Here is a 26,099-nt window from a genome sequence, read left to right on the forward strand (position 1 = left end):
GCTGCGGCTGGGAAAAAGGTATGATAAAACATCATACTTCCCAAGACAAATATCTCCACTATAATAAAGATAACGAATGAGAAGCCTTTCCCATTGCGCCAAGGACGCGGCTGACAACCCGCGTGTTGAGACAAGAAGGAGTGACCTGAAGGATGGACAATGAGAAAAAGACCTCCCTGGCCAGCCGCATCCCGCCAAAGGTGTGGCTGTTGATTTCCTTTGCAACGGCGATTGTGGTATGGTATATCCTGTCAATCCTGCCCGCTACTGACCGCGGCTTCCCCAATGTGGTGGTGACCACCCAGGGTCTGCTCACCATGATCGAGCGCGGCGTGTTCTGGACCGACCTCTCCAGCAGTCTGATCTCCGTATTCGCCGGCTACGCTCTGGGCTTCGTCATCGCCCTCCCCGTGGCCATCCTCATGGCCTGGTACATGCCGGTGCGCAACATTCTGGAGCCCTGGATCCAGTTCATCCGCAACATCCCCCCGCTGGCCTACGTGCCCCTGATCGTCATCTGCGCCGGCGTGGGCCGGCGGCCCCAGATCATCGTCATCACCATCGCCTGCTTCCTCATCATGTGCGTGACCATCTACCAGGGCGTCATCAACGTGGATGAGACCCTCATCAAGGCCGCCCGGGTACTGGGCGCCACCGACCGGGACATCTTCGTCCGGGTCATCGCCCCCGCCACCCTGCCCTTTATCCTCACCGCCGTGCGGCTGGGCGCCTCGGTGGCACTCACCACGCTGATCGCCGCCGAGTCCACCGGCGCCCAGGCCGGTCTCGGCATGCGGATTCGTTCCCTCAACAACACCTTTGAGTCGGCCCCCATGCTGGCCTACGTCATCATCATCGGCATCATCGGCATCACCATGGAGACCGTCATCAAATACTTGGAAAGGAAGCTGACAGGATGGCAGGAGAAGAGAGAAATCTGATCTTAAAGATCGATAACGTCCGCAAGGTATACAACACCCGCAACGGCGAGATGGTGGCCCTCAACGGCGTGGACCTGGACATCTATGAAAACGAGTTCATCTGCGTGGTGGGCCCCTCCGGCTGCGGCAAGTCCACCCTCCTCAACATCATCGCCGGCCTCCACGACGCCACCTCCGGCGCCGTCTACTGCAAGGGCAAGAAGGTCACCGGCACCGGCACCGAGCGGGGCGTGGTCTTCCAGCAGTACGCCCTCTTCCCCTGGCTCACCGTGAAGAAGAACGTCATGTTCGCCCTGGAGATGAAGGGGATCAAGGGAAAAGAGGCCGAGGCACAGGCCATGAAATACCTGGAGAAGGTGGATCTGGTCAAGTTCGCCGACCACTTCCCCAAGGAGCTCTCCGGCGGCATGAAGCAGCGTGTGGCCATCGCCCGCGCCTACGCCGCTGACCCTGAGGTACTCCTCATGGATGAGCCCTTCGGCGCCCTGGACGCCCAGACCCGCACCCAGCTCCAGACCGAGCTGCTGGAGACCTGGGAGAAGGACCGCAAGACCTGCTTCTTTATCACCCACGACGTGGAGGAGGCCATCATCCTGGCCCAGAAGGTCATCATCATGTCGGCCCGGCCGGGGCGGATCAAGTCCATCATCGACATCGACATCCCCTACCCCCGTACCCAGGAGACCAAAATGACCCCCCGCTTCCTGGAGCTCAAAAACGAGATCTGGAGCCAGGTCTATCAGGAGTACCTGGAAGTGCGGAAGTAACTCGGATTGGAACGGCGCTGCCGTTGCAATAGAAGAACGTGATCCTACATACACCAAATCATAGGAGGAATGAATGTGAAAAAGTTTCTTGCCACGCTCCTGACCGTAGCCATGCTGGGCGGCGTTCTGGCCGGCTGCGGCGGCGGCACCACCAGCACCCCCGCCCCCGAGACCTCTGCTCCCGCCGAGACCGGCGCCACCGAGACCACCCCTGTGGAGACCGTCAACCTGAACATCGGCTACATGGCCAACTACGGCAGCATGTGGAGCCTCCTCACCGCCCGTGAGCTGGGCTACTTCGCCGAGGAGGGCATCGAGGTCACTCTCACCCAGTTTGACTCCGGCCCCAACATCATCGCTGCTATGGAGAGCGGTTCCGTCAACTTCGGCTACATCGGCGACGGCGCCCACAAGCTCTGCGTCCAGGGCAACGCCACCATCATCGCCCTCTCCCACATCTCCAACGGCGACGCCGTCATCGGCGGTCCCAACGTCAAGACTCTGGAGGACCTGAAGGGCAAGACCGTGGCCTACTCCTCCGGCACCTCCAGCGAGACCATCCTCACCAACGCCCTCAACAGCGTGGGCCTCACCATGGACGACATCACCGCCATGGACATGGACGCCTCCGCCGTGGTGACCGCTATGCTCTCCGGCGGCGTGGACGCCTGCGCCATCTGGTCTCCCCAGACCCTCACCATCCTGGATCAGATGGAGGATGCCACCAAGCTGGCCGACAACATGACCTTCTCCGACACCAGCATCTCCCTGGCCAGCTGGATTGCTCTGCCTGAGTACCTGGAGACCAACCACGATGTGGCCGTCCGCTTCGTCCGCGCCCTCTTCAAGGCCATGGACTACGGCGCTCAGGAGGAGAACTACTCCCAGATCGCCCAGTGGGTGGCCGATGAGCTGGCCCTGGACTACGACAGCGTGTACAGTCAGCGCGGCGACGCCCAGTGGCTCACCGGTAAGGACGTTGTGGACGGCATCGCCGACGGCACCGTGGAGGGCTACTATCAGCTCCAGCAGGAGATCATGGTGGCCTCCGGCGCCATCACCGCCGAGGAGCAGTGCCCCGTCTCCGACTACGTGGACATGGAGCTGATGACCGAGGCTGGCGCTTACTGAGAGACAGCCCCCAAATAACCGGACAGACAGCCCGGAAGGGGCGGCGGCTGAAGCGCCGCCGCCCCTTTTTCCTGTGCCATGATTTACAGATCCCCGCCCGCCGAGTACAATAGAGATCAGATTATGGTACCGGAAGGAGGAGATGGAATTGCTGCTGCTGCTCGCGGCCGGTCTGCTGATCGGCTCTCTGCCGGTCCTTCTCACAAAAAAGAACCGGGAGTCCCTGCTGCTTTCCGGCATGTGTCTGAGCCTGACCCTATTTTTGGCCGGAGTGATGATCCTCATTGCCAAAAAAGGAGGTATTTCCAAGGAGCTGGAGCTCTTCCTCTTCTTCTCCCACGATCTGCGCCTCTGGATTCAGTACCGTCTCATCACTCTGGGGCAGTTGGGCTATCTCATCGCCATCGGGCGGCACCTTTTCCCCCTTTTTCTGCTGGAAATGGCCATGTGCTACTCCATGCTCCCCGCCGTGCGAAAACACCCCATACTGCGCCGGCTGGCCCTGCTGCTGCCTGCGATTTCCCTGGTGCTCTACTGGCCAGCGCTCTACCGGCTCATGCTTCCTCTGGGTGAGGGTTTCCGCACCGCCCTCTACTACTTCTCCTATTTCTGGGTGGTGGGCTATGTTCTTTTGGCCCTCTTCCTTCTGGTCTATGAGTTCCTGTCCATCACCATGAACTTCTGCCGCCGGCAGTTTTTACAGATCTTGGTCTGTATGGTGGCCCTCTCTCTCTTGTACCTGCTCTACTGCGGTCAGGACCCGGGCCAGGTCTACCAGTTTTACAGCTACGACTACCTGTGGATCAAGGGCGCCGGCTACCTCCAGTACACCCTGAGCGTGGGCGGCTATGTGCTGCTTGTGGTCGGCAATATCATCTGCGGCGTCCTGGGACTGGGCAGCCTGCTGCGCTACACCCAGGACAGCCTGATCAACGACCGGGACGAGGTGGTACTGGAGCGGAAATTCGACGTGGCCCGCACCGGTGCCTCCGTCTTCGTCCACAGCATCAAAAATCAACTGCTGGCCAACCGGGTACTCCACAAGCGCATTCGGGCCGAACTGGCCCAGGCGGAGCCCGACCTGGACAAGGTCCGTGCCTGGGCGTCCAGCCTGTGCGAAAACAACGAGCAGCTCATCGCCCGCTCGGAGGAGCTCTACCGCACCGTCAAAGCCAAATCCGTGCGGCTAGTCCCCACCTCTCTGGGACAGCTTTCCGACCTGGCCGCTTCCCGCTTCCACCACAAGTACCCCGACGGCAGCCTGCTGGTGGAGGTGGACCGGGACGTTCAGGTCCTGGCCGACGAGAATTACCTCTCCGAGGCCATCTACAACCTGCTCACCAACGGCTGGGAATCCAACCTCCTGGCCAACCGCGCCAACTGCGCCGTCACCCTCTACAGCCACCAGGAGCGGCTTTACACCGTGCTGGAGGTCCGGGACCACGGCACCGGCATCCCCCACGCCGCCCTCAAGCACATCTGTGAGCCCTTCTATTCCAGCAAGAACAGCAACTACAACTGGGGCATGGGCCTCTACCACGTACAGACCATCATCCGCAGCCACCTGGGCAGCCTTCGGGTGGAGAACCGGGCCGGAGACGGCGCCTCGTTCTTTCTTCTTCTCCCCCGCTATGACCAGCGCAGCATCAGAAGGAGGCGTATTCCATGATCCGTATTCTGGTCGCCGAGGACTTTGACCTCATCCGGGAGGACCTGTGCGACACCCTGGAGCAGCAGGAGGACATGACCGTGGTGGGCAGCGCCTCCACCGGCGCGGACATCCAGGCCCTGGCTCTTGCCAATGACTTTGACCTCATCCTCATGGACATCGAGATGGAGACCACCACCGCCGGCATCCGGGCCACCGAGCGCATCCTGGAGCAGAAGCCGGCAGCCAAGGTCCTCTTTCTCACCGCCCACGAGACCGACAATATGATTCTCACCTCCATGGGCGCCGGCGCCGTGGACTACATCGTCAAGGGCTGCGACGACGCCGAGCTCTTCCGCCACATCCGCAGCGCTTACGCCGGACAGCCCCTGCTGGACGGCAAAATCCAGAACCTGCTTTTGAAGGAGTACTCCCGTCTGCGCACCTCGGAGCGCTCCCTTCTCTTCTTTATCAGCACCGTCTCCCAGCTCACCACCGCCGAGCGGGAGCTGGTCCGCCTCCTGCTGGAGGACCGGAAAATCAAGGAGATCGCCGCCATCCGCTGCGTGGAGGTGGTCACCGTCAAGACCCAGATCAAGAGCCTTCTCCACAAGTTCGGCTGCACCCGGACCAAGGAGATCGTCAATACCATCCGGGAGCTGAACGTGACCCATCTGTTCTGACCCCACTCTGCCATAGAAAGGAAGATCCGCATGGACTACTATCACATTTCCGCCCAGGACCTGGGCAAGGACGCCAAGATCCCCGTGGTCAAGCTGGGGGACTCCGGCGAGGTCTTTTATGAGATCGCCATGGAGATGGTGAACACCATCAAGGCCCACAATGAAAAGGGTGAAAAGACCGTCTTTATCTGCCCCGTGGGCCCCGTGGGCCAGTACCCCATCTTCGTCCGCCTGGTGAACCGGGACCGGATCAGCCTGAAAAACTGCTGGTTCATCAACATGGACGAGTACCTCAATGACGACGACACCTACATCGAAAAGGAGAGTCCCCTCTCCTTCCGCGGCTTCATGGAGCGCACCGTCTACACCAAGGTGGACCCCGACCTCCTCATGCCCCCCGAGCAGCGGGTCTTCCCCGACCCCGCCGACCCCGGCAAGGTGGACCGGCTCATTGAGGAGCTGGGCGGCGTGGACATCGCCTTCGGCGGCATCGGCATCAACGGCCACCTGGCCTTCAACGAGGCCCGGGAGGACCTGACCGCCCAGGAGTTCGCCGCTCTGGGCACCCGCGCCCTCACCCTCACCCCCGAGACCCGCACCGCCAACGCCATCGGCGACCGCTGCGGCGCCATCGACGCCATGCCCCACCGGGCCGTCACCATCGGCATCAAGCAGATCCTGGGGGCCCGTAAGGTCCGCCTGGGCGTCTTCCGGGAGTGGCACCGCTCTGTGGTCCGCCAGGCGGCCTACGGCGAGGTGACCGCCCACTTCCCCGCCAGTCTCCTCCAGAACCACCCCGGCGCCATCATCTTTACCAACGCCCTGGCCGCCGGGCAGCCCTTCTGAGGCCCGCCATGAAGAGAACCCGCTTTACCAACGGCCGGGTCTACGTGGACGGCCGCTTTCAGGACACCGACCTGCTGGTGGAGGACGGCCGCATCGCCGGCTTTTCCGGCAAGGCCGATGAGACCGTGGACCTGGAGGGCAGGCTGCTGGTCCCCGGCTTCCTGGACCTCCACACCCACGGCGGCGACGGCGTGGACGTAAACGCCGCCACGGCGGAGGACCTGGCCAAGATCGGACGGTTCTTTGCCCGCAACGGCACCACCGGCTGGCTGTGCTCCATCCTCACCGACACAGAGGAGCAGACCCTCTGGTGCATCGGCCAGGCCAGAGTCGCCATGGCCGCCCCCGTCACCGGCGCCCAGCTCATGGGCATCCATTTGGAGGGGCCCTTCCTCTCCACGGAGTACAAGGGCGCCATGCCGGAGCACCTGCTCCAGAAGGGCAATACCGCCCTCTTCCGGAAATACCAGGACGCCGCCGGCGGGGCGGTACGCTATATGACCGTCTCCCCCGAGGTGGAGGGGGTGGTGGACATGATCGGTGAACTCTCCGGCCACGTCACCATCGCCATCGGCCACTCAGGCGCCGACTACGAGACGGCCTGCGCCGCCATCGACAAGGGTGCCGCCTGCTGCACCCACACCTTCAACGCCATGGGCCTCTTCCACCAGCACCGGCCCGGCATCATGGGAGCCGTGCTGGAGCGCCCGGTGATGTGCGAGGCCATCTGCGATGGCCGGCACCTCCACCCCGGCTCGGTCCGGATGCTCCTGGCCTGCAAGGGCTACGACCGGGTGGTGGCCGTCACCGACTCCATCCAGGCCGCCGGTCTCCCCGACGGACATTACAAGCTGGGGGTCAACGACGTGGTGGTGGAGGACGGAGACGCAAAGCTGGCGTCCAACGGCGTCCGGGCCGGGTCCACCCTCACCACCGGACAGGCCCTCAAAAACCTGGTGAACTTCACCGGGGAGAGCGTGGAAAAAGTGCTCCCCCTCCTCACCGTCAACCCCGCCCGCCTCATTGGCATGGACTACCGCAAGGGCTCCATTGCCCCCGGTAAGGACGCCGATCTGGCGGTGCTGGACGATAAACTGAACGTAACCGCAACCTATGTGGCGGGGCAATGTGTCTTCGCCGCCCAAGAATAAGGAGGAAATCACTATGCCGCTGGTACCCCTGAGACCTTTGATGGAAGCCGCTGAGCAGTACAACTACGCCCAGGGCGCCTTTAACGTCAACGCCGTGGCCCAGGCCAAGGCCGTCATCGAGATGCACGAGACCTTCCGCTCCCCCGCCATTCTGCAAGGGGCCGACCTGGCCAACGCCTTCATGGGCGGCCGGGTGGACTTCGCCAACGGCACCCTGGAGGACAAGAAGAAGGGCGCGCGCAACATCGCCGCCGCCGTGAAGAAGTACGGCGAGCACTCCCCCATCCCCGTGGTGCTCCACCTGGACCACGGCAAGGACTTTGACTCCTGCGTGGCCGCCATCGAGGGCGGGTACACCTCCGTCATGATCGACGGCTCCTCCCTCCCCCTGGAGCAGAACATCGAGCTCACCCGCGAGGTGGTCAAGTACGCCCACGCCCGGGGCGTGTCCGTGGAGGGCGAGCTGGGCGTGCTGGGCGGCCAGGAGGACCACGTCTTCGCCGCCACCTCCACCTACACCAACCCCCTGGACGCCGTGGAGTTCATCCAGAAGACCGGGGTGGACGCCCTGGCCATCTCCTACGGCACCCAGCACGGCGCCAACAAGGGTAAGAACGCCAAGCTCCGCCGGGAGATCCCCATCGCCATCAAGGAGTGCATCAACCGTCTGGGCATCTTCTGCGCCCTGGTGTCCCACGGCTCCTCCACCGTGCCCCAGTACATCGTCAAGGAGATCAACGACCTGGGCGGCGACATCCAGAACGCCTACGGCATTGACGTCAATGAGCTCATGGCCGCCATCCCCTGCGGCATCCGCAAGATCAACGTGGACACCGACATCCGCCTGGCCGTCACCCGCAACATGAAGGAGCTCTTTGCCCAGAAGCCCGAGCTTCAGAAGAGCCCCTCCATCGGCGGCGTCTACACCCTGCTGGAGGAGAAGAAGTCCGCCTTCGACCCCCGCGTCTTCTTCCCGCCCATCATGGACACCGTCCTCACCGGCAACGTGCCCGACGACGACGTGGCCCTCCTCATGAGCCGGGTGGAGGCCGGCGTGAAGGAGGCCGTGGGCTCCCTCATTGTGGGCTTCGGCTCCTACGGCCGGGCTCCCCTGGTGGAGCAGAAGTCCCTGGAGGACATGATCGCCTTCTACAAGAAGTAAGGGGGAACGGACATGAAGCATCTCTATCTGAACCTCAAGCGCTTTGACGTGCCGGTGGAGTTCGGCGGCGTCAACCGCATCGCCCCCGTGGCCGACTGGGGCAAATACATCGTGGAGCACACCCAGGAGGGCCTGAAGCACTACAACCCCGGCGAGGTGGAGTTCGTCCAGTACTTCCCCGAGGCCCACATTCTGGGGGCGGTGGCCGCACAGTGTGAGAACAGCCCCGTGCAGGTGGGTTCCCAGAGCGTCTACCGCATGAACACCGCCGTGGGCGGCAACTTCGGCGCCTTCACCACCAACCGCCCCGCCTCCATCGTGAAGGCCATGGGGTGCACCTCCACCATCATCGGCCACTGTGAGGAGCGCAACGACAAGGCCGGCATTCTGGCCGAGGCGGGCGTCACCGACACCGCCGCCGTCAACCGTCTCCTCAACCAGGAGATCAAACTGGCCATCGAGCAGGGCCTCACCGTCCTCTACTGCATCGGCGAGAAGAGTGAGGAGCAGGCCCACTGGGAGCAGGTCCTGGGGGATCAGCTCTCCATCGGCCTAGACGGGGTGGACACCTCCAAGGTGGTCATCGCCTACGAGCCCATCTGGTCCATCGGCCCCGGCAAGACCCCCGCCGACAAGCCCTACATCACCAAGATCGCCCGCTTTGTGAAGAAGTGCACCGGGGGCCTTGACGTGGTGTACGGCGGCGGCCTGAAGGTGGACAACGCCGAGATGCTTGCCTCCATCGACGAGATCGACGGCGGCCTCATCGCCCTCACCCGGTTCCAGGGGGAGATCGGCTTCTACCCCGACGAGTACCTGGAGATCATCAAGACCTATCTTGGAAAGTAAGGAGACCGCCCATGAAGCTTGATTTTGAATACGGCCACGGCCTGATGAGCGCCGAGCTGCCCGACAATACCGACGTCTTCATCCCCGGCACCACCGTGCCCGATCCCCCCTGCCTGCCCCAGGACTGGGACAGCCTCTACGCCGCCACCCTGGACTCCATCCGCCACCCCATGGGTATGCCCGCCCTCAAGGAGCTGGCCGGCCCCGGCAAGACGGTGGTCTTCGTCATCCCCGACATCGTCAAGGGCGGCTGCCAGGCCACCAGCCACCGGAAGGTGTCCATCCGGGCCTGCCTGGATGAGCTCTACGCCGCCGGTGTGGAGAAAAAGGACATCCTTCTCCTCTTCTCCAACGGCCTCCACCCCCGGGCCACCGTGGCCGAGATGAAGCAGATCCTGGGCGAGGACCTCTTCAACGAGTTCTACTGGACCAACCAGATCACCAGCCACGACTCCGAGGACTACGAGCACATGGTGGACCTGGGCACCACCGGCCGGGGCGACCCGGTGCTCATGAACAAGTACGTCTACGACTGTGACATCCCCATCCTCATCGGCCACACCCAGGGCAACCCCTACGGCGGCTACTCCGGCGGCTACAAGCACTGCGCCACCGGCATCACCCACTGGCGGAGCATCGCCAGCCACCACGTGCCCAAGGTCATGCACCGGGGCGACTTCACCCCCGTGTCCGGCCACTCCCTCATGCGCACCAAGTTCGACGAGATCGGCATGCACATGGAGGAGAAGATGGGCCACCCCTTCTTCTGCTGCGACGCCGTGCTGGACACCTACTCCCGCCAGATCGCCGTCTACTCCGGCTACGCCAAGGTGATGCAGCCCGAGTCCTGGAAGATCGCCAACAAGCGCACCTACGTCCCCTACGCCAAGGAGAAGTACGACGTGATGGTCTTCGGCATGCCCCAGAACTTCCACTACGGCAACGGCATGGGCACCAACCCCATCCAGATGATGCAGGCCCTCTCCGCCCAGGTCATCCGCCACAAGCGGGTCATGAAGGAGAACTGCGTCATCATCTGCTCCTCCATCTGCAACGGCTACTTCCACGACGAGCGCTGGCCCTACCTGCGGGAGCTCTATGAGATGTTCCAGCACGACTACATGAACATCCTCCCCGACATGGACCGCTACGGCGAGTACTTCGCCACCAACCAGGAGTACATCCGCAAATACCGCTTCTGCAACGCCTTCCACCCCTTCCACGGCTTCTCCATGATGAGCTGCGGCCACATCGCCGAGATGAACACCTCCGCCATCTACATCGTGGGCGCCCAGGAGCCCGGCATCGCCCGGAGCATGGGCCTCAAGACCCGGGCCACCTTCGAGGAGGCGCTCCAGGACGCCATGAAGAAGTATGTGGGCCCCAACCCCAACATTCTGGCCCTGCCCCAGACCTTCAAGCTGGGCGCCGTCCACCTCTGCATGGCCGACGACGACCTGAGCAACGTGTAAGGAGGGTTTCCCGTGCTGAAAGGTAACATGCTCATCGCCCACGGCGGCGGCCCCACCCCGGTCATCAACTCCTCCCTGCTGGGCGCTGTCCGTGAGGCCAAGGCCCACAGCGAGATCGAGACCATCTACGGCGCCCGCTTCGGCGCCGAGGGCATTCTGGCCGGGGACCTCATCGACCTGGGCAAGTTCTCCGACGAGGAGCTCGCCCTCCTGGCCCGCACCCCCGCCTCCGCCCTGGGCTCCTGCCGCCGAAAGCTCACCGACGCCGACTACCCCGCGGTGCTGGAGTGCTTTAAGAAGTTCAACATCCGCTACTTCTTCTACAACGGCGGCAACGACTCCATGGACACCTGCAACAAGATCTATCAGCTCTCCGTCCAGACCGGCTATGAGCTGCGGGTCATCGGCATCCCCAAGACCATCGACAACGACCTGGACGTCACCGACCACTGCCCCGGCTTCGGCTCCGCCGCCAAGTACGCCGCCGTCTCCGCCCTGGAGCTGGCCCAGGACGCCTCCGCCCTGCCCATCCACGTGGTGGTCATGGAGCTCATGGGCCGCAACGCCGGCTGGATCACCGCCGCCTCCGCCCTCTACGCCGACCTCATGCCCTGCGAGCACCTGGTCTACCTCCCCGAGGTGGCCTTTGACAAGGAGCAGTTCCTCGCCGCCGTCAAGGAGAAGTTCGCCAAGGGCCGGGGCCTGCTGGTCACCATCTCCGAGGGCATCCACTACGCCGACGGCGCCCCCGTGGCCGACTCCGGCCTGGTGGACGGCTTCGGCCACAAGGTCCCCGGCGGCGCCGCCCAGGCCCTCAGCGACATGATTATGCAGGAGACCGGCCTCAAGTCCCGCTCGGAAAAGCCCGGCCTGCTGGGCCGGGTCAGCGTGGGCCTCATGTCCGACGTGGACCAGCGGGAGGCCGAGGAGGCCGGCGCCTGCGCCGTCCGCTCCGCCGTGGAGGGCAAGACCGGCTTCATGGTGGGCTTTGAGACCACCCGGGACCCCTACACCTCCAGGACCATCCTCATCCCCCTGGAGCAGGTGGCCAACGCCGAGAAGAAGTTCCCCCTGGACTGGATCGGCGACGACGGCGCCAGCATACGCCCGGAATTCAAGACCTACTGCCTGCCTCTGCTGGGCGACTACGACAGCCGCTTCATTTCCCTTCGATAAACAAGAAAACGGCTCCTCCGTGCCAAGCGCGGGGGAGCCGTTTCCCCATATGCAAAAGGAGAACGCCATGCTCTACAAGATTCAAAATGAGGCCCTCCGTGTGACCGTATCCAGTCAGGGCGCTGAGCTGTGGGCCCTGGAAGGGGCAGACGGCACCGCCTGTCTCTGGGACGCCGATCCGGCGATCTGGCCCTGGCACGCCCCCGTCTGCTTCCCCTGGTGCGGCGCACTGGAGGAGGGCTGGACCCAGGGAGGCCGTCCCGTCCCCGCCGGCCGCCACGGCCTGGTCCGTGACCTGGAACACACCCTGGTGGAACCGTCCGCCAATCAACTCCGGTTCCGCCTCCGGTACGACGGTCCGGCCTGGCCCTGGCCCTTTACCTTCGAGACCGTCCACACCCTGGAGGGGACCGATCTAATCACCACCTGCACGGCGGTGAATGACAGCCCGGAGCCCATGCCGGTGCAGCTGGGCTTCCACACCGGCCTGCGCTGCCCCTTCACGCCGGGCCGGCGGGCAGAGGACTACCTGGTCCGCTTCCAGCGCCCGGAGGCCCCTGGCGGCGGTGACGTCCTCCCCCTCTCCCCCGCCGCCTTCACCGGCGATACCGTTTGTCTCACAGCTCTCACCTCCCAGTGGCTACAGCTGGAGGAGCGGGACACGGGCCGGGCCCTGCGTCTGTGGGTGGAGGGCTATCCCTATGTCCTGCTGTGGAGTCAGCCCGGCCTGCCCGGCTTTCTGTGCATCGAGCCCTGGAGCGGCTACATCGGCCCTGGCCGGGAGCTGACCGACCGCCCCGGCACCGTTCTACTCCCTCCCGGTCAGACCTTCTCCCGGACCCAGCGCCTCACCGTCCTGCTGTAAAGCAGGGATACAGGCCGCAAGCCGGAACAGATTCTTGTTTTCGCTGGCTGAGTTTTCTCAAAATTCGAGAATATCATGCTTCAGCTTTTGCAGCAACGGTTGGTCCGCACTGGCCGCATTCTCTTCATAAAGCACTTCCCGGGCTTGCTCCAATGATGGGAATATACCCAGGCGGACCAACTCCTGTAACTTTGTCTCATCAAAATTCTGCCTGAGCACCAGATAGCGGTGTGCCTGAGCACGGTGGCGCAGGTACCGTTCCTCCAGGCGCAGTGTCTTCACATTTTCGCCCATCGCGCCCCCGGGGTGAAAATGGATGACACACTCCTCCACTGGTACAGCCTCCATATTGACCCCCATAGGAAGATCGGGGCAGAGTCTGGTGCAGGACTCGATCTCCGGTTCAAACGGACTCATGCCCAGGCTCTCCTCCAGCTTGATCCCGTTGCAGGCCTGTCCACTGGGGACCAGATTGTAAAAACACATGGCCAAAGCCGGATACTTTTTCTTAGGGAAAAAGTGGTCCAGTTCCAATGTGCGCACGGTCTTTTGGTCACGGCTTTTCAGGACGTGCAGGTATTCCTCGTCACAATAGGGGCACACCGTCACCCCCAGGTTTTGGATCAGGGAATAGGAATTGTAGCATGTGCTCGCATCTACATATGTATCCGCACCATGGCAGAAACGGTTCTGGTACAGTTTCAGAAACTGTTCAAATTGCAGCGCTTCCGTTTTCTCCTGCGTCAGCCTCCGAAGGGTCGGCACATCGGCAAGCAGAAACCGCTCCAGCCACGACCAGTCATCCCGACGGCATGCCTCTGCAAAGTCATACCGGACCGGACAGACAGCGGTCACCGCTTCAAACAAGTCCCGCTGATAGCATTCCCCCTTCGTTTGCACATAGTTCCGGACCGCCTGAACGTGGGCAGCTTTGGCCGCCTCTATATTTCTATCTGGTATCTTTCTCACTGCCCAGGCTCCTCTCTTGACGGAAATCTCTGAAGTGTGATCTCAAAGGCCCTGCGGATGAGATCGTCTCCGATGTGCGGAACAAACTCCCGTATGGCGGCGATAAATCGCTTCTCTGTGTCCGGGAGCGCGTCGATCCGCTCCATGTCCCTTTGGAGACGATCAAAGGACGTCTGCAGAAACGCCCGTGCAGACTCACCGATGGTATAGTCCAGGAAAAAGCTGTCGGCCAGGATGGTATGGATGTTCGCCCCGAAATAGGCCTTGTCCGACCCCGTCATGACCGCCGCATTACCGGTCCGTCCATCGATATCCAGCCGGGTCACCTCCTCCGGAAGCACGTCGGAAAGCAGGAAGGGAGAGTGCGTACCAATGATGACCTGAGAGGCGCAGTCTGTGTATTTTGAGGCGATATGGCAGAGTTCAGAGAAGAAGTTCCTGGCCAGCTCCGGGTGCATGTATGCCTCCGGCTCGTCCAACAGGATGATCTTGTCCCCTTTCCTCCGCGTTCCGTCCTGAGATATCCGGCTGCGTCGGAGACAGTCCTCCAGGCCGCCCAGAATCTTTGCATATTGATATTCTCCGGTACTCATATGAGTGAACTGATAGGGGAGCAGCTGGCTGGTAAAGATCCCGGCGTTATCCGGAATGTACCCTTCCATCCGCTCAAAGAGCTCCTCGAACAGTTTCTGATATTCCGGCAGGGCCATATCCGCAACCGGAACAGTGCAGGTGTCGATGGTGAAATAGCGGTCATCCAGCTGGGAGAGCAGTTCCACAATATCCTTGATATCGTCTGTGATCTGCCAGAGCACGCCATGAGGGTCCCCATTGTCCACCCGATCGATGTACTCCGCCAGCCAGACGCATCGCTTGACGATGGACATACTGCGTCCGTCCGGGAGCTCGGAGGGCTCGCAGCGATCCTGATATTCCTTCCTGGTATAGTAATCTATGAACTCCTGATAGTCATCACTGAGCCCGGAATCGTCCATATGCTCCTCCGGGGGCTTCTCCTCCGCACGATAGGTGAGAATCTTTTCGACCCACTTTCGGAGATAGTGGGCATAGTCAGCCCACAGGTCGTGCAGAAACATCTGCTTGCTGGAAAGGTTATCTCTCTTGCGACGTCCGGATATGCGCCGCTTGGCGTCCTCATCAAACTCGGCCCGCCGCTCGTCTCCCCTGATCTGATAAAAGGTCCAGTATTCCCTCTCTTCCAGAGCTTCTGACAGCTTGATGGGATAGCTTTCCGCAAAGTTATGGGTAGACAGCACAAAAGATACCTGCCGCTTGACCTCACCGGACTCTATGCGCTCCATATAGTCCCAGATATAATCACAGACATGCCAGAGAGAGGTTCGGTGGTAAGGCGCCGCGATGCGCCCCACCCAGTCGTTTCCAAAGTCCCGAAAGTCCTCCTTGTCGTCCGGATAGGGCGGCGTGAGAAAGGCGTTTTTATCATAACAGTTGACGATCTCACAGAGGGCTGCCGCAGCCTTCTGACCTGAGCCCTTCTCTCCCCTGTCCACCCTAGTCTGTTCAAATACCTGATAGGTCTTTCCCACGGTCAGAGCTTCCGGGATAGAAAACCGTACCGTCCGCAAAGTATCCATTCTGGCCGCGGCCGGACGAATCCACTCCGGCATGCTCAGATCTTCCGGCAGCCGTTCCGCCGGGAACTGCTTAATCTCCAGGTCACAGATCTCCAGGAAATATTCCCTTTTGTTTATGGAGTAGAGGAAAAAGTATGCATCCTCCTCCCCATCCCACTTCCGCTGCTGGCGCAGATCATGCTTCATGCCGATCAGCTGGAGAAGATTGGTCTTACCCGACCCGGTCTTACCTACCACAAGATGCAGACGGTCCGGCTTTTTACCCGCTCTGAGCACCCTGGATGGAGCCGAGTGCCCCCGGTAGGTAAACGACAGGCTGCCATCCCGGAAGGTGACTGTATAGGCGGGATCGAAGAGAACCTCCTGATTCACATAGTTTTTATACTTTGCAATATAGGCGTAGATCAGGAACATTTCTTTTCTCCCCCTCGGCAGTCAGGCTATGCTTCTATTTTACAATAGGATTTGAAATTTGCAATTCCTCACATACGGTCGTCCATGCCTCACATCTGCCTGAATGTGCCCCGCCATTCTTTGTGCCGATTTGCGAATATCAAAGGTCATGGCTCCAGCAAAGGCAGCAGTTGATTTTTAAAGATCCACTGGGGATGATACCTGTTGCGTATCATGGTTTTGGCACGCAGGCTTCGATCCTCACGCATGAGATCCGCGATTCTGCTCCCGTGCTCCTCATAGTACGCCTTTTCTGACGGGAGGTATTTCTCATGGGTGTCGTAGCCAAAGTTTCTGGCGTCCCACCGCATAAAATAGGCCCCTAACGTCTCACCCAACTCCTTCAGCGCAGGCACCGCCTCATTTAACACCAGGAAATTTCCTCTGCTCCCCGCCTCCAGTACCGTCAGCCCGAAGGATTCGGAATAAGATGGGCAAACAAACAGGTTGGACAGCGTAAACAGCTCAAAGACGCCCTTTCTTGGAAAACCGTCCTTGTAACCAGCATCGGACGTGAACAGCATGTCTGTCTCGTCCAGGCCGTATTTCTTCCCTTCCATCCGGATCATGGCCTTGTAGACGCCGCTTGGGATATCCGCGCTGGGAAAATCGCAGAACACGACCTTGCTGGTTTTCTCCGTCGTGGCTTTGATGGCCCCGGTAAGAGCCGCCACCTTTTCAAACTGCTTGCCCGTCGTCAGCCTGGCCGGATAAACCGCCAGAATCTCCGCACCCATGAGATCGATGTTTTCCGCGATATGCTGCACATCCGCGCTCATAGAGGAGAGCAGCGGGAGGGCATTGTGTACGGAAATCATTTCCCTCCACGCCTTCTACATAGTTGAGATTGACCAAAAAGCTGCGGTGACAGCGGAGGAAGTCCCGGCTGTCGATGGCCGACTCCAGGTCATCCAGCCCCCGGCGGGTCACCACCGTTCCCTTGGGGGTGTGGATTCGAGATTGGTGTCCGTATACGTCAATATAGTGGATGGAGAGCAGTGGGATCTTCTGCCACTCCCCTTCGGAATAGACGGGCAGAAGCCGGAGCGGTTCTGGGATATGAGCGAAAAACCAATCCAGACTGGCGGCCACATCCGCCTCTCGGAAGGGCTTTACCAGATAGTCGGATGCCCGGATCTCAAAGCTCTCCAGCCCGTGCTCCTGGCTGGTGGTCGCGAAAATAATGACCAGACCGCTGTCTATGGTACGGATACGCCGGACCGTCTCCACACCGGACAGCCCGGGCATATAGATATCCAGAAACACCAGGTGAATGGGATTCGGTCCCTGAAGCGCCTCCAGCAGGCGCTCCCCGCTGGAAAACAGCCGAAGCTGGATGCTCCGATCATGTGCCTTGGCATAGGACTGCACCATCCTGGCCAGCCCGATCCGCTCACTCTCCAGATCATCGCAGATGGCGATGGATATCTCCGACATGGACCTTCCCCCTTTCCTCCTATGCGCCCCCTCCTCCACCATAACGCAGCTGGCAGAATCGGCGATAGGCCTCCAGGACGTGAGCCTTGCTGCCTCTGCCCAGCGAGAGCTCTGTCCCATCACTTAAAATAAGACTGCCCCCCGTGATTTCCTGCACATGGTTAAAGTTCACCACAAAGCTGCGCTGACAGCGGGCGAAGATGGTCTCCGGCAGGCGCTCCTCCAACTGGTAAAGCGCCTCACGGATCGTGATGGTCTGGTGCGGGATATGGATCAGACAGCCCCGGCGGGTACCTTCCGCCCAGACCAGATTCCGAAAGGGTATCCCGACCTTCCCCCTTTCCTCCTATGCGCCCCCTCCTCCACCATAACGCAGCTGGCAGAATCGGCGATAGGCCTCCAGGACGTGAGCCTTGCTGCCTCTGCCCAGCGAGAGCTCTGTCCCATCACTTAAAATAAGACTGCCCCCCGTGATTTCCTGCACATGGTTAAAGTTCACCACAAAGCTGCGCTGACAGCGGGCGAAGATGGTCTCCGGCAGGCGCTCCTCCAACTGGTAAAGCGCCTCACGGATCGTGATGGTCTGGTGCGGGATATGGATCAGACAGCCCCGGCGGGTACCTTCCGCCCAGACCAGATTCCGAAAGGGTATCCCGACCTTCACCCGCTCGCTGAGGAGTTCCAGCCGCAGGAGAGAGCCAAACCACAGATTGGCGCACCGGAGCATCGCGTTCCACAGCTGATCCATAGTCACCGGCTTGGTCAGGAAACCATCTGGATGGAAAGCGTAGCTGTCGATGGCCCGCTGTGGGTCCCTGGAACAGAGGAAAAGCGCACAGCTCTGCTCCTGCGGGACCGGCGGAAGCTCCGGCCCATCCAGATCCCAGAAAACAATGACAGATTCCATCGGCAGGACCGGCTTCTCCGCCGTAATGATATCCATTGAGACACAGTTGAGTTCCATCCAGGTCCGGAGCATGCCGCACAGGCGGGACTGTTCCGAGGGCTCATGAAAATTGACCAGGATATATAAAGGCAGCCCTCCTTTCTCGCCCACGCAGCCGCCCTTTGGAATAGGGGCCATCGCTTTCAGAGCCCATATAAATATTAGAAAATGATCCTTTCGTCTTCCGGTACGAACATGGTGCGGCGGATGCCTTAACTCGTACTTGACAATTCATCCATTCTGTGTATTCCTCTAAATCTCGGCGGATGGCGGCTGCCCTCCCCCATATGCAAACCGGGACATATGCCCGCCCATGTTAATTTCAATGTATCATGAAACCTCAGCTTTGAAATCACCCGTTTCCATAGAAAAAAGGACTATATATGCGGTATTCCGCAGGCAGACGCAGTTAACGGAGGCAGGGTTGTCAGACTCCGCTGTGTCCTGTCCGGGGTCAGGCGCAGGTGGCGGATAAGGCCGTCCAGGGCGCCGTACGGAGCCATTTTTCCGCACACATCAGCTCACACAGGCATGCGGCCTCCAAAGCCTCCTGCCTGGGCAGTTTTCATAAGAAGGAACCTGAGATCCGACGGGATTTTCACTTGACAGCCGGCGGGAAATGTTGTATCATACTACTCATGTAAAGTCAGCGTGCTTTACAAGACGGAACGGAGGTGCCGCGATGAAGAACCAGGCCTACCGGATGGCAATGCTCTACGATTTCTACGGCGACCTGCTCACCGACCGTCAGAAGGAGTTTTACGACCTCTACTACAATGAGGACCTCTCCCTGGCCGAGATCGCCGAGAACTACGGCATCACCCGCCAGGGCGTCCGGGATGTCATCGTCCGGGCGGAGGCCTACCTCACCGAGATCGAGGACAAAACCGGCCTCATCCGCCGGTTCCACACTATGCAGGGCCAGCTCCGCGAGGTGGCCGACTGCGCCCAGAAGGTCCTGGACCTGAACGACGCCAAGCTGGGCAGCGACGAGCTGGAGACCCTGGCCGGGCGCATCAAGTCCCTGGCCGACACCCTGATTCAGGAGTGACCTATGGCATTTGAAGGACTGACCGAAAAACTCTCCAACGCGTTCAAAAAGCTCCGGGGAAAGGGGCGCCTCTCCGAAAACGACGTCAAGGACGCCATGAAGGAGATCCGCATGGCCCTCCTGGAGGCCGACGTCAGCTATAAGGTGGTCAAGGAGTTCACCAAGACGGTGACTGAGCGGGCCGTCGGCGCCGACGTGCTGGAGAGTCTGACCCCCGCACAGATGATCGTCAAGATCGTCAACGAGGAGCTCACCGCTCTCATGGGCGGCGAGAGCGCCAAGCTCAACATCTCCTCCAAGCCGCCCACGGTGGTGATGGTCGTCGGCCTGAACGGCGCCGGCAAGACCACCAACTGCGCCAAGCTGGCCGGCTTCATGAAAAAGCAGAATGGCAAGCGGCCCCTCCTGGCCGCCTGCGATACCTTCCGCCCTGCCGCCATCCATCAGCTGGAGGTGGTGGGCGAGCAGCTGGACATCCCCGTCTTCCAGATGGGGCAGGCCGACCCGGTGGACATCGCCAAGGCCGCCATTGAGCATGCGCGCAAGCATGGCAACGACCTGGTGTTTCTGGACACCGCCGGCCGCCTCCACGTGGACGAAGAGCTGATGGATCAGCTCAAGGTCATGAAGGCGGCGGTAAACCCCGACGAGATCCTCCTGGTGGTGGACGCCATGATCGGCCAGGATGCGGTAAACGCCGCCAAAGTCTTTGACGAGGCCCTGGACATCACCGGCGTCATGCTCACCAAGCTGGACGGTGACGCCCGAGGCGGCGCGGCCCTCTCCATCAAGGCCGTCACCGGCAAGCCCATCAAGTTCGTGGGCGTGGGCGAGAAGCTGGATCAGGTGGAGATCTTCCACCCCGACCGCATGGCCTCCCGCATCCTGGGCATGGGCGACGTGCTCTCTCTCATTGAGAAGGCCCAGCAGACCTTTGACATGAAGAAGGCCGCCGAGCTCCAGGAAAAAATGAAGAAAAACCGTCTCACTCTGACGGATTTTTATGAACAGATGCAGCAGTTCAAGAACATGGGCTCCATCGCCGACCTGGCGGGGATGATCCCCGGTGTGGACGCCAAAGCCCTGGAGGGGGCCGATCTGGACAAGAACGCCCTGGGCAAGACCGAGGCCATCATCCTGTCCATGACCCCCGAGGAGCGGGAGAACCCCTCCATCCTCAACAGCAGCCGGAAAAAGCGCATTGCCGCCGGCAGCGGTACCCAGGTGGTGGACGTCAACCGGCTTTTGAAGCAGTTCGAACAGATGCAGCAGCTCACCAAGCAGATGGCCGGCATGGCCGGCGGCAAGATGGCCCGGCGCATGGGCCTGCTGGGGAAATTCAAGGGTTTCCCCTTCGGATAAGTTGGTCCGTACCCGTCGGGTACTGCCATATAAGGAATTTGGAAAGATCATTTGGAGGTGACGATACATGGTTAAAATCAGACTGCGTCGCATGGGCGCCAAGAAGGCTCCCTTCTACCGCATCGTGGTGGCCGACTCCCGCTATCCCCGTGATGGCCGTTTCATCGAGGAGATCGGTACCTACAACCCCACCACCGATCCCGCCGAGCTGAAGGTGGACGTGGAGCGGGCTCAGGCTTGGATCAAGACCGGCGCTCAGCCCACTGAGACCGTGAAGGCTCTGCTGAAAAAGGCCGGCGTGTAAGCCGGCGGGAGGCGCACATGAAAGAGCTTCTTACCTATGTGGCCCAGAACCTTGTGGAGCACCCGGAGGCCGTTTCGGTCACCGAGACCCAGGGGGACGGCGAGACCCTGCTGGAGCTTCGGGTAGCCCCCGAGGACATGGGCAAGGTCATCGGCCGTCAGGGCCGCATCGCAAAGGAGATCCGCACCCTGATGCGCTCTGTGGCCCAGCGGAAGGGAACCAGGGTTTCCGTCGAGATCGTCGACTGAAAAGCGGCGGGACTTGCTCCCGCCGCTTCAGGCTATCAAAAAAGCCCATGTTTTCAATCTTATGCAAGAGCCTCGCAGAGTTCCGTCGTCCGCAGACGACGGAATGAAATGCAGTCTGTTTTTTCCGGGGACATGTGCCTGGGAAAAAACACTTCTCAGGCCGCAAGTGTGGAATTTGGCCCTTTGGCCAAATGATGCGCGCGGCGGCCTGTATCCCCTTCGAGCACGTGCCTACACGTGCGAGAGGGCCTGTCGACTTTGTCGACAGGCCCAAGCGGCGGGACTTGCTCCCGCCGCTTTTTCTTTCATTGGGCCGTCAGGCCGGAAAGGACTACACCATATGAAAAACAAATTTCTGGAGGCCGGGCAGATTGTCAACACCCACGGCATCCAGGGCGAGGTGAAGATCGTCCCCTGGTGCGACTCCCCGGAGTTCCTCTGCTCCTTCTCTACCTTATATATAGACGGCGCCCCCATCAAGGTCCTGGCCGCCCGGCCCCACAAGGGCAATGTGCTGGCCCGGCTGGAGGGGATCACCGACGTGAACGCCGCCATGCGCCTGAAGGGCAAGACCCTCTCCATCGACCGCACCGGCGTGGAGCTCCCCGACGGCCGCCACTTCCTGGCCGACCTCATGGGCCTGGAGGTCCGGGACGCCGGGACCGGCGCGGTCCTGGGCACCATCCACGACATCCTCACGCCTCCCGCCCACGAGGTCTACGTGGTCCGCGGGAGTGGGAAGGAGTATATGATCCCCGCCGTGGACGAGTTCGTCAAGGAGATCGACGTGGACGGCGGCTTCATCCGGGTCAAGCTCATCGAGGGGATGGCCAGCGATGTATAGTATTGACATCATGACCCTCTTCGACGAGACCGTGGGCGACATGATGAACGAGTCCATTCTGGGCCGGGCCCAGGAGCGGGACATCCTGCGCATCGAGGCCCACCAGATCCGGGACTACACCTTAAACAAGCAAAAGCAGGTGGACGACTACCCATACGGCGGCGGCCACGGGGCGGTGATGCAGGCCGACCCCCTCTACCAGTGCTGGAAGCACATCACCGACACCTACGGTCCCGGCCACACCATCTTCCTCTCCCCCGCCGGCAAGACCTTTACCCAGACCGAGGCCAAGCGCCTCCTCCGGGACTACGACCACCTGATTCTGGTGTGCGGCCACTATGAGGGCATCGACGAGCGGTTCATCGAGGAGTGCGTGGACGAGGAGATCTCCATCGGCGACTTCGTCCTCACCGGCGGGGAGCTGCCCGCCATGGTGGTGGCCGACGCGGTGGCCCGGATGGTGCCCGGGGTTCTCTCCGATCCGGAGTGCTTTGAGGAGGAGAGCCACTGGAACGGCATGCTGGAGTACCCCCAGTACTCCCGTCCCGAGACCTGGCACGGCCGCACCGTCCCCCCCATCCTCCGCTCCGGCGACCACAAGAACATCGCCCGCTGGCGGCGGAAGCAGAGCATCCTGCGGACCTGGCGGCGGCGGCCCGATCTCTACCGGAAGCTGGAGTTTACCTCCAAGGAGGACAAAAAGCTCTTCGCTGAGCTCCAGTCCGAGGTGCCGGAACTGCCCCTTCCCGGGGCAGAGGACTGAACTTTTTCCGTCCCCTTGCATAAAGTTTTTGTCGACGGCAGCCCCTCTTTTTTTACAGGAGCGCTAAAAATATTTTCCATATTTTTGTAATAAATCCTTGATGTTGGATAGAAATTATCTAAAATATGGGAATTGTGGGGAGAATATCTGGGGCCAGTCCCCAGTTCTCTCCCCTTTTCCCCTCCCAGGGCCGGCGGCAGTACTGCCAAAGGCGGCGCCCCCTGGGCCCCAGGGCTTTGAGCTTGTTACTATTTGTAACCTTTTGTTTCTTTTCTCCGTCCCGGGCGACGGCAAACGACGGAAAAAAACGGCTCTATTTTTGCATATACCTTCTGAAAGTTCCCGGTTGATTTGACTTTTGCGGAAAAAGTGGCTATAATCCCACCTGTTCCACGCAGCGCAAATGATTACAAAATCAACGGATACATCCTTCAGGAGGAATTTTTCCATGTTTGACCGATCATCCAGGGGCGGCCGCACCGCCGCCCTGCTGATCTCCGGCCTGCTGGCCACCCTGTTCATCACCGGCTCCGCCAGCCCCCAGACCACTTACCACATCACCGACGGCGAGGCCATCTACACCGTCACCGGCAAGTCCGGCGACACCGAGGGGGCTCTGGCCCAGGCCGGGGTGGCGGTCTCAGAGCGGGACCGGGTCACCTCCGCCGTCCGAGACGACGGCTCGGTGGCCGTCACCGTGGAGCGGCCGGTGACCACCTACGAGGAGCAGGTGGTGGAACTCCTGCCCTACGACACCGTCCGCCAGGCCGACCCCGACCTGCTGCTGGGCCAGGAGCAGGTGGTGCAGACCGGCGCCCAGGGCACTGTGTCCGCCAAAAGCCGGGTGGTCACCGACCCCGACGGCAGCCTGTGCATCACCTCCATGGGCACCTACGTCTCCCAGGAGCCGGTGGATGAGATCGTGGCCTACGGCACCCGGGTGGCCCCCGCCGCCCAGTCCTGGCTCAGCGTCACCGACGATGTGCTCACCCACATCGACGCTGATACTGACGGCGGCGGCACCCTCACCACCGCCTCTGGCACAGAGCTGACCTACACCCAGGTCATCAGCTGCAAGGCCACCGCCTACACCACCCAGCTCCAGTCCTGGAAGCGGACCGCCACCGGCACCACCGCCCGGGTAGGCGCCATCGCCGTGGACCCCAGGGTCATCCCCTACGGCACCCGGATGTTCATCGTCTCCGCCGACGGCTCCATCACCTACGGCGTGGCCACCGCTGAGGACTGCGGCGGCAGCATCAAGGGCAACCGCATCGACCTCTTTTTCGACACCTACAATGAGTGCATCCATTTTGGGGTCCGGACCTGCGACGTCTACCTGCTGGCCTGATCCCCTCTGTCCTCTTCCGGCAAATCGGAAGGGGACCTTTCTTTTTCTTTTCCCCTCTTTCGGTTGACTTTTCCCATGGCCTATGGTAGAATCTGATTCACAAAATGAGATTAGGAGATTGTCAGCATGAGTTTTAAAGTCATCGTGGACAGCTGCTGTGACCTGACCCCCTCTCTCCTGCGGGAGGACGCCTTTCTCAGCGTACCTCTGACCATCCGCGTGGGAGACAAGCACTTCGTGGATGACGCCGGGCTGGACCGCGCGGAGCTGCTGTGGCGGATGAAGGAGTGCGAGACTGCCCCCCAGACCGCCTGCCCCTCCCCCGCCCAGTATCTGGACGCCTTTGACTGCGGCGCTGACGATCTGTATGTGATCACCCTCTCGGCCCTGCTCTCCGGCTCCCACAACAGCGCCCAGCAGGCCCGGCAGATCTGGCTGGAGGAGCATCCGGACGCTCACGTCCACATCTTCAACTCCTGTTCCGCCTCCGCCGGAGAGGTGCTGCTGGCCCTGAAGGTGCGGGAGCTGGCCGCCGCCGGTCACCCCTTCCACGAGGTGGTCAGCCAGGCCACCGCCTTCTGCGGCGGGATGAACACCCTCTTTGTGCTGGAGACCCTGGAGAACCTGCGGAAGAACGGCCGGCTTACCGGCCTTCAGTCGGTGGTCACCGCCGCCCTGCGCATCAAGCTCCTTATGGGTTCCACCCCCCAGGGTGAGATCTGCAAGCGTGGCCAAGCCATGAGCATGAAGCAGGCCCTGAACAAGATGGTGGAGATCATGGAAAAGGACCCCAACCACGTGGGCAAGCTGCTGGTCCTCTCCCACTGCAACTGCCTGGAGCGGGCCTTCCAGCTCAAGGAGATGGTCCAGAAGAGCTGCCGCTTTTCCGAGGTCTTTATCTGTGAGACCGGCGGCATCAGCACCGTTTACGCCAACGACGGCGGCATCGTGGCCGCCTACTGAATCCAAAACGATCTGTCAGGGGCGCCCTTCGGGGCGCCCCTGCTTTTTGCCCCTATTGCCGGAACCGACCGTCTATGCGCCACGTCTACGCCCTGGTGCTCATCCTGCTGGGCTGGGTGATCTTCCGGGCCGAAACGCTCACCTATGCGGGGCAGTTCATTTCTGCCATGTTTGGCGCCGCCGCCGTGTGCGACGGCCTGGCGGAGCTGGACCAGCTGGTGTCCTCCTACGGCGGCCGCTTCTACTATGTGGGCCTCCCCCTGCAAAACGCCTTCTACTACGACCGCTACCCCGACTACCTGGAAAACCGCTACTGGCATATCTCCGCCATGACGGAGGCCTTCGCCGGGGCCATGGAGGATCGGGGGCTGGCCTTTCTGGATATGGAGCCCATCCTCCGGGCGGCCCAGACCGAGGAGCAACCCCTCTACGCCGCCTCCGACCACCACTTCAACTACTACGGTGCCTACCTCACCTACCGCACCGTCATGGAGCGCATCACCGCCGACCTGGACCGGGACCTCCCCGTCCTGACCGCCGATACCCTCACCTTTCAGGCGCTGGAGAATCCCTTCCTGGGCTCCCGGAACCGAAAGCTCTACGGCCTGTGGCCGGGCTCCGAACCCCTGACCGTCGGCGTCCAGCGGGAGCCGGTGGCATTTGACCGTACGGACAACGGCCTTCCTGTCCCCGCCCAGCTCTTCCGGCTGCCCGCCACCCCCACGGAAACCGTAGACTACAACGTCTACATGGGGGGCGACGTGGCCGAGACCGTGCTCTCCACCCACCGGCCGGAGCTCCCCGATCTGCTCATCTTCGGGGACTCCTTCACCAATCCCCTGGAGACTCTCTTCTATACCGGCTTTGACGAGACCCGGTCCCTGGACCTGCGGTACGCCGACCTAAGCCTCCTGGAGTATGTGGCGGAGCACCGGCCCGACGTGGTCCTCTGCGTCCGGGACGACACGTCGTACCTCTCCACAGAAGGAAACGGCAACATTCACTGAGGAACAATATAAAAAATGGACCCGCATGTTTAGACATGCGGGTCCGTTTTCATTTTCTTCAGCGAAACCAGCGCTCCAGGCAGTCCCGAACGGC

Annotated in this window: 27 protein-coding genes; 21 read left to right on the forward strand and 6 right to left on the reverse strand. The window is 61.3% G+C overall.

Features of this window, described 5'->3' with window-relative positions; genetic code table 11:
- The first annotated feature begins 152 nt into the window (after window positions 1-152).
- From Q0K15_RS05080 to Q0K15_RS05135, 12 genes are all read left to right on the forward strand, one after another.
- Window positions 153-941, forward strand: coding sequence for an ABC transporter permease (locus Q0K15_RS05080; protein WP_294513237.1), 789 nt, complete (start codon window positions 153-155; stop codon window positions 939-941).
- Window positions 917-1,708, forward strand: a complete 792-nt coding sequence (locus tag Q0K15_RS05085; RefSeq protein ID WP_294513240.1) for an ABC transporter ATP-binding protein — start codon at window positions 917-919, stop codon at window positions 1,706-1,708. The genes Q0K15_RS05080 and Q0K15_RS05085 overlap by 25 nt, the downstream gene beginning before the upstream one ends.
- A gap of 75 nt (window positions 1,709-1,783) precedes the next feature.
- Window positions 1,784-2,839, forward strand: coding sequence for an ABC transporter substrate-binding protein (locus Q0K15_RS05090; RefSeq protein ID WP_294513243.1), 1,056 nt, complete (start codon window positions 1,784-1,786; stop codon window positions 2,837-2,839).
- Between the two features lie 148 nt (window positions 2,840-2,987).
- Window positions 2,988-4,508 carry a HAMP domain-containing sensor histidine kinase gene (locus Q0K15_RS05095; RefSeq protein ID WP_294513246.1) on the forward strand — a complete coding sequence of 507 codons (1,521 nt, stop codon included), beginning with the start codon at window positions 2,988-2,990 and terminating at the stop codon, window positions 4,506-4,508.
- Entirely contained in the window at window positions 4,505-5,170 is a 666-nt protein-coding gene (locus tag Q0K15_RS05100; protein ID WP_294513249.1) for a response regulator transcription factor, read from the forward strand. The genes Q0K15_RS05095 and Q0K15_RS05100 overlap by 4 nt, the downstream gene beginning before the upstream one ends.
- Before the next feature lie 30 nt (window positions 5,171-5,200).
- On the forward strand, window positions 5,201-6,016 hold the full coding sequence (locus Q0K15_RS05105; RefSeq protein ID WP_294513251.1) for a glucosamine-6-phosphate isomerase: 816 nt from the start codon (window positions 5,201-5,203) through the stop codon (window positions 6,014-6,016).
- Between the two features lie 8 nt (window positions 6,017-6,024).
- The gene (nagA, locus tag Q0K15_RS05110) at window positions 6,025-7,167 is read left to right on the forward strand and encodes an N-acetylglucosamine-6-phosphate deacetylase (protein WP_294513254.1); all 1,143 of its coding nucleotides are present in this window, start codon (window positions 6,025-6,027) and stop codon (window positions 7,165-7,167) included.
- Between the two features lie 13 nt (window positions 7,168-7,180).
- On the forward strand, window positions 7,181-8,329 hold the full coding sequence (locus tag Q0K15_RS05115; RefSeq protein ID WP_294513257.1) for a class II fructose-bisphosphate aldolase: 1,149 nt from the start codon (window positions 7,181-7,183) through the stop codon (window positions 8,327-8,329).
- Between the two features lie 12 nt (window positions 8,330-8,341).
- Window positions 8,342-9,178, forward strand: a complete 837-nt coding sequence (locus Q0K15_RS05120; protein WP_294513260.1) for a triose-phosphate isomerase family protein — start codon at window positions 8,342-8,344, stop codon at window positions 9,176-9,178.
- 11 nt (window positions 9,179-9,189) lie between these two features.
- Entirely contained in the window at window positions 9,190-10,650 is a 1,461-nt protein-coding gene (locus Q0K15_RS05125; RefSeq protein WP_294513263.1) for a lactate racemase domain-containing protein, read from the forward strand.
- Between the two features lie 12 nt (window positions 10,651-10,662).
- Complete coding sequence (locus Q0K15_RS05130) at window positions 10,663-11,826, forward strand: 6-phosphofructokinase (RefSeq protein WP_294513266.1); 1,164 nt, start codon at window positions 10,663-10,665, stop codon at window positions 11,824-11,826.
- A 49-nt stretch (window positions 11,827-11,875) separates the two neighbouring features.
- Entirely contained in the window at window positions 11,876-12,691 is an 816-nt protein-coding gene (locus tag Q0K15_RS05135; protein ID WP_294513269.1) for a hypothetical protein, read from the forward strand.
- A gap of 57 nt (window positions 12,692-12,748) precedes the next feature.
- Here Q0K15_RS05135 and Q0K15_RS05140 read toward each other — a convergent pair whose 3' ends face one another.
- From Q0K15_RS05140 to Q0K15_RS05160, 6 genes are all read right to left on the reverse strand, one after another.
- A complete protein-coding gene (locus Q0K15_RS05140) occupies window positions 12,749-13,660 on the reverse strand; it encodes a hypothetical protein (RefSeq protein ID WP_294513272.1) in 912 nt (303 codons plus the stop codon).
- Window positions 13,657-15,690 (reverse strand): AAA family ATPase, encoded by a 2,034-nt coding sequence (locus Q0K15_RS05145; RefSeq protein WP_294513275.1) that lies wholly within the window; start codon window positions 15,688-15,690, stop codon window positions 13,657-13,659. Before Q0K15_RS05145 ends, Q0K15_RS05140 begins: the two co-directional genes overlap by 4 nt.
- Before the next feature lie 146 nt (window positions 15,691-15,836).
- Complete coding sequence (locus Q0K15_RS05150) at window positions 15,837-16,496, reverse strand: glycosyltransferase (protein WP_294513279.1); 660 nt, start codon at window positions 16,494-16,496, stop codon at window positions 15,837-15,839.
- A complete protein-coding gene (locus Q0K15_RS05155) occupies window positions 16,408-17,166 on the reverse strand; it encodes a LytTR family DNA-binding domain-containing protein (RefSeq protein WP_294513282.1) in 759 nt (252 codons plus the stop codon). Before Q0K15_RS05155 ends, Q0K15_RS05150 begins: the two co-directional genes overlap by 89 nt.
- A 19-nt stretch (window positions 17,167-17,185) precedes the next feature.
- Window positions 17,186-17,491, reverse strand: a complete 306-nt coding sequence (locus Q0K15_RS11105; protein ID WP_365933306.1) for a LytTR family DNA-binding domain-containing protein — start codon at window positions 17,489-17,491, stop codon at window positions 17,186-17,188.
- Between the two features lie 21 nt (window positions 17,492-17,512).
- Window positions 17,513-18,223, reverse strand: coding sequence for a LytTR family DNA-binding domain-containing protein (locus tag Q0K15_RS05160; RefSeq protein ID WP_294513286.1), 711 nt, complete (start codon window positions 18,221-18,223; stop codon window positions 17,513-17,515).
- Window positions 18,224-18,794: 571 nt separating this feature from the next.
- On the opposite strand from Q0K15_RS05160, the gene ylxM reads away from it, so the two are divergent.
- From ylxM to Q0K15_RS05205, 9 genes are all read left to right on the forward strand, one after another.
- Window positions 18,795-19,163 carry a YlxM family DNA-binding protein gene (ylxM, locus tag Q0K15_RS05165; protein ID WP_130850674.1) on the forward strand — a complete coding sequence of 123 codons (369 nt, stop codon included), beginning with the start codon at window positions 18,795-18,797 and terminating at the stop codon, window positions 19,161-19,163.
- A gap of 3 nt (window positions 19,164-19,166) precedes the next feature.
- Window positions 19,167-20,525, forward strand: coding sequence for a signal recognition particle protein (gene ffh / locus Q0K15_RS05170; RefSeq protein WP_294513292.1), 1,359 nt, complete (start codon window positions 19,167-19,169; stop codon window positions 20,523-20,525).
- Between the two features lie 67 nt (window positions 20,526-20,592).
- On the forward strand, window positions 20,593-20,829 hold the full coding sequence (gene rpsP, locus Q0K15_RS05175; RefSeq protein WP_130850676.1) for a 30S ribosomal protein S16: 237 nt from the start codon (window positions 20,593-20,595) through the stop codon (window positions 20,827-20,829).
- Window positions 20,830-20,846: 17 nt separating this feature from the next.
- Entirely contained in the window at window positions 20,847-21,077 is a 231-nt protein-coding gene (locus Q0K15_RS05180; RefSeq protein ID WP_130850677.1) for a KH domain-containing protein, read from the forward strand.
- A gap of 340 nt (window positions 21,078-21,417) precedes the next feature.
- Window positions 21,418-21,921: a ribosome maturation factor RimM gene (gene rimM, locus Q0K15_RS05185; RefSeq protein WP_294513299.1), complete on the forward strand. Its 504-nt coding sequence runs from the start codon at window positions 21,418-21,420 to the stop codon at window positions 21,919-21,921.
- Window positions 21,914-22,684 carry a tRNA (guanosine(37)-N1)-methyltransferase TrmD gene (gene trmD / locus Q0K15_RS05190; RefSeq protein ID WP_294513303.1) on the forward strand — a complete coding sequence of 257 codons (771 nt, stop codon included), beginning with the start codon at window positions 21,914-21,916 and terminating at the stop codon, window positions 22,682-22,684. The genes rimM and trmD overlap by 8 nt, the downstream gene beginning before the upstream one ends.
- A gap of 448 nt (window positions 22,685-23,132) precedes the next feature.
- The gene (locus Q0K15_RS05195) at window positions 23,133-24,035 is read left to right on the forward strand and encodes a 3D domain-containing protein (RefSeq protein ID WP_294513306.1); all 903 of its coding nucleotides are present in this window, start codon (window positions 23,133-23,135) and stop codon (window positions 24,033-24,035) included.
- Between the two features lie 126 nt (window positions 24,036-24,161).
- Window positions 24,162-24,998 carry a DegV family protein gene (locus tag Q0K15_RS05200; protein ID WP_294513309.1) on the forward strand — a complete coding sequence of 279 codons (837 nt, stop codon included), beginning with the start codon at window positions 24,162-24,164 and terminating at the stop codon, window positions 24,996-24,998.
- Window positions 24,999-25,072: 74 nt separating this feature from the next.
- Window positions 25,073-26,005 carry a hypothetical protein gene (locus Q0K15_RS05205; RefSeq protein WP_294513312.1) on the forward strand — a complete coding sequence of 311 codons (933 nt, stop codon included), beginning with the start codon at window positions 25,073-25,075 and terminating at the stop codon, window positions 26,003-26,005.
- Window positions 26,006-26,099: the final 94 nt, after the last annotated feature.

Origin of the sequence: uncultured Intestinimonas sp., from assembly GCF_944387245.1 — a bacterium.
Lineage (GTDB): Bacteria > Bacillota > Clostridia > Oscillospirales > Oscillospiraceae > Intestinimonas.

Coding starts and splice junctions, on each gene's coding strand:
- Q0K15_RS05080 (WP_294513237.1), top strand. CDS start 153: ATGGACAATGAGAAAAAGACCTCCCTGGCCAGCCGCATCCCGCCAAAG.
- Q0K15_RS05085 (WP_294513240.1), top strand. CDS start 917: ATGGCAGGAGAAGAGAGAAATCTGATCTTAAAGATCGATAACGTCCGC.
- Q0K15_RS05100 (WP_294513249.1), top strand. CDS start 4,505: ATGATCCGTATTCTGGTCGCCGAGGACTTTGACCTCATCCGGGAGGAC.
- Q0K15_RS05105 (WP_294513251.1), top strand. CDS start 5,201: ATGGACTACTATCACATTTCCGCCCAGGACCTGGGCAAGGACGCCAAG.
- nagA (WP_294513254.1), top strand. CDS start 6,025: ATGAAGAGAACCCGCTTTACCAACGGCCGGGTCTACGTGGACGGCCGC.
- Q0K15_RS05115 (WP_294513257.1), top strand. CDS start 7,181: ATGCCGCTGGTACCCCTGAGACCTTTGATGGAAGCCGCTGAGCAGTAC.
- Q0K15_RS05120 (WP_294513260.1), top strand. CDS start 8,342: ATGAAGCATCTCTATCTGAACCTCAAGCGCTTTGACGTGCCGGTGGAG.
- Q0K15_RS05125 (WP_294513263.1), top strand. CDS start 9,190: ATGAAGCTTGATTTTGAATACGGCCACGGCCTGATGAGCGCCGAGCTG.
- Q0K15_RS05135 (WP_294513269.1), top strand. CDS start 11,876: ATGCAAAAGGAGAACGCCATGCTCTACAAGATTCAAAATGAGGCCCTC.
- Q0K15_RS05145 (WP_294513275.1), bottom strand. CDS start 15,690: ATGTTCCTGATCTACGCCTATATTGCAAAGTATAAAAACTATGTGAAT.
- Q0K15_RS05155 (WP_294513282.1), bottom strand. CDS start 17,166: ATGTCGGAGATATCCATCGCCATCTGCGATGATCTGGAGAGTGAGCGG.
- ylxM (WP_130850674.1), top strand. CDS start 18,795: ATGAAGAACCAGGCCTACCGGATGGCAATGCTCTACGATTTCTACGGC.
- ffh (WP_294513292.1), top strand. CDS start 19,167: ATGGCATTTGAAGGACTGACCGAAAAACTCTCCAACGCGTTCAAAAAG.
- rpsP (WP_130850676.1), top strand. CDS start 20,593: ATGGTTAAAATCAGACTGCGTCGCATGGGCGCCAAGAAGGCTCCCTTC.
- Q0K15_RS05180 (WP_130850677.1), top strand. CDS start 20,847: ATGAAAGAGCTTCTTACCTATGTGGCCCAGAACCTTGTGGAGCACCCG.
- rimM (WP_294513299.1), top strand. CDS start 21,418: ATGAAAAACAAATTTCTGGAGGCCGGGCAGATTGTCAACACCCACGGC.
- trmD (WP_294513303.1), top strand. CDS start 21,914: ATGTATAGTATTGACATCATGACCCTCTTCGACGAGACCGTGGGCGAC.
- Q0K15_RS05195 (WP_294513306.1), top strand. CDS start 23,133: ATGTTTGACCGATCATCCAGGGGCGGCCGCACCGCCGCCCTGCTGATC.
- Q0K15_RS05200 (WP_294513309.1), top strand. CDS start 24,162: ATGAGTTTTAAAGTCATCGTGGACAGCTGCTGTGACCTGACCCCCTCT.
- Q0K15_RS05205 (WP_294513312.1), top strand. CDS start 25,073: ATGCGCCACGTCTACGCCCTGGTGCTCATCCTGCTGGGCTGGGTGATC.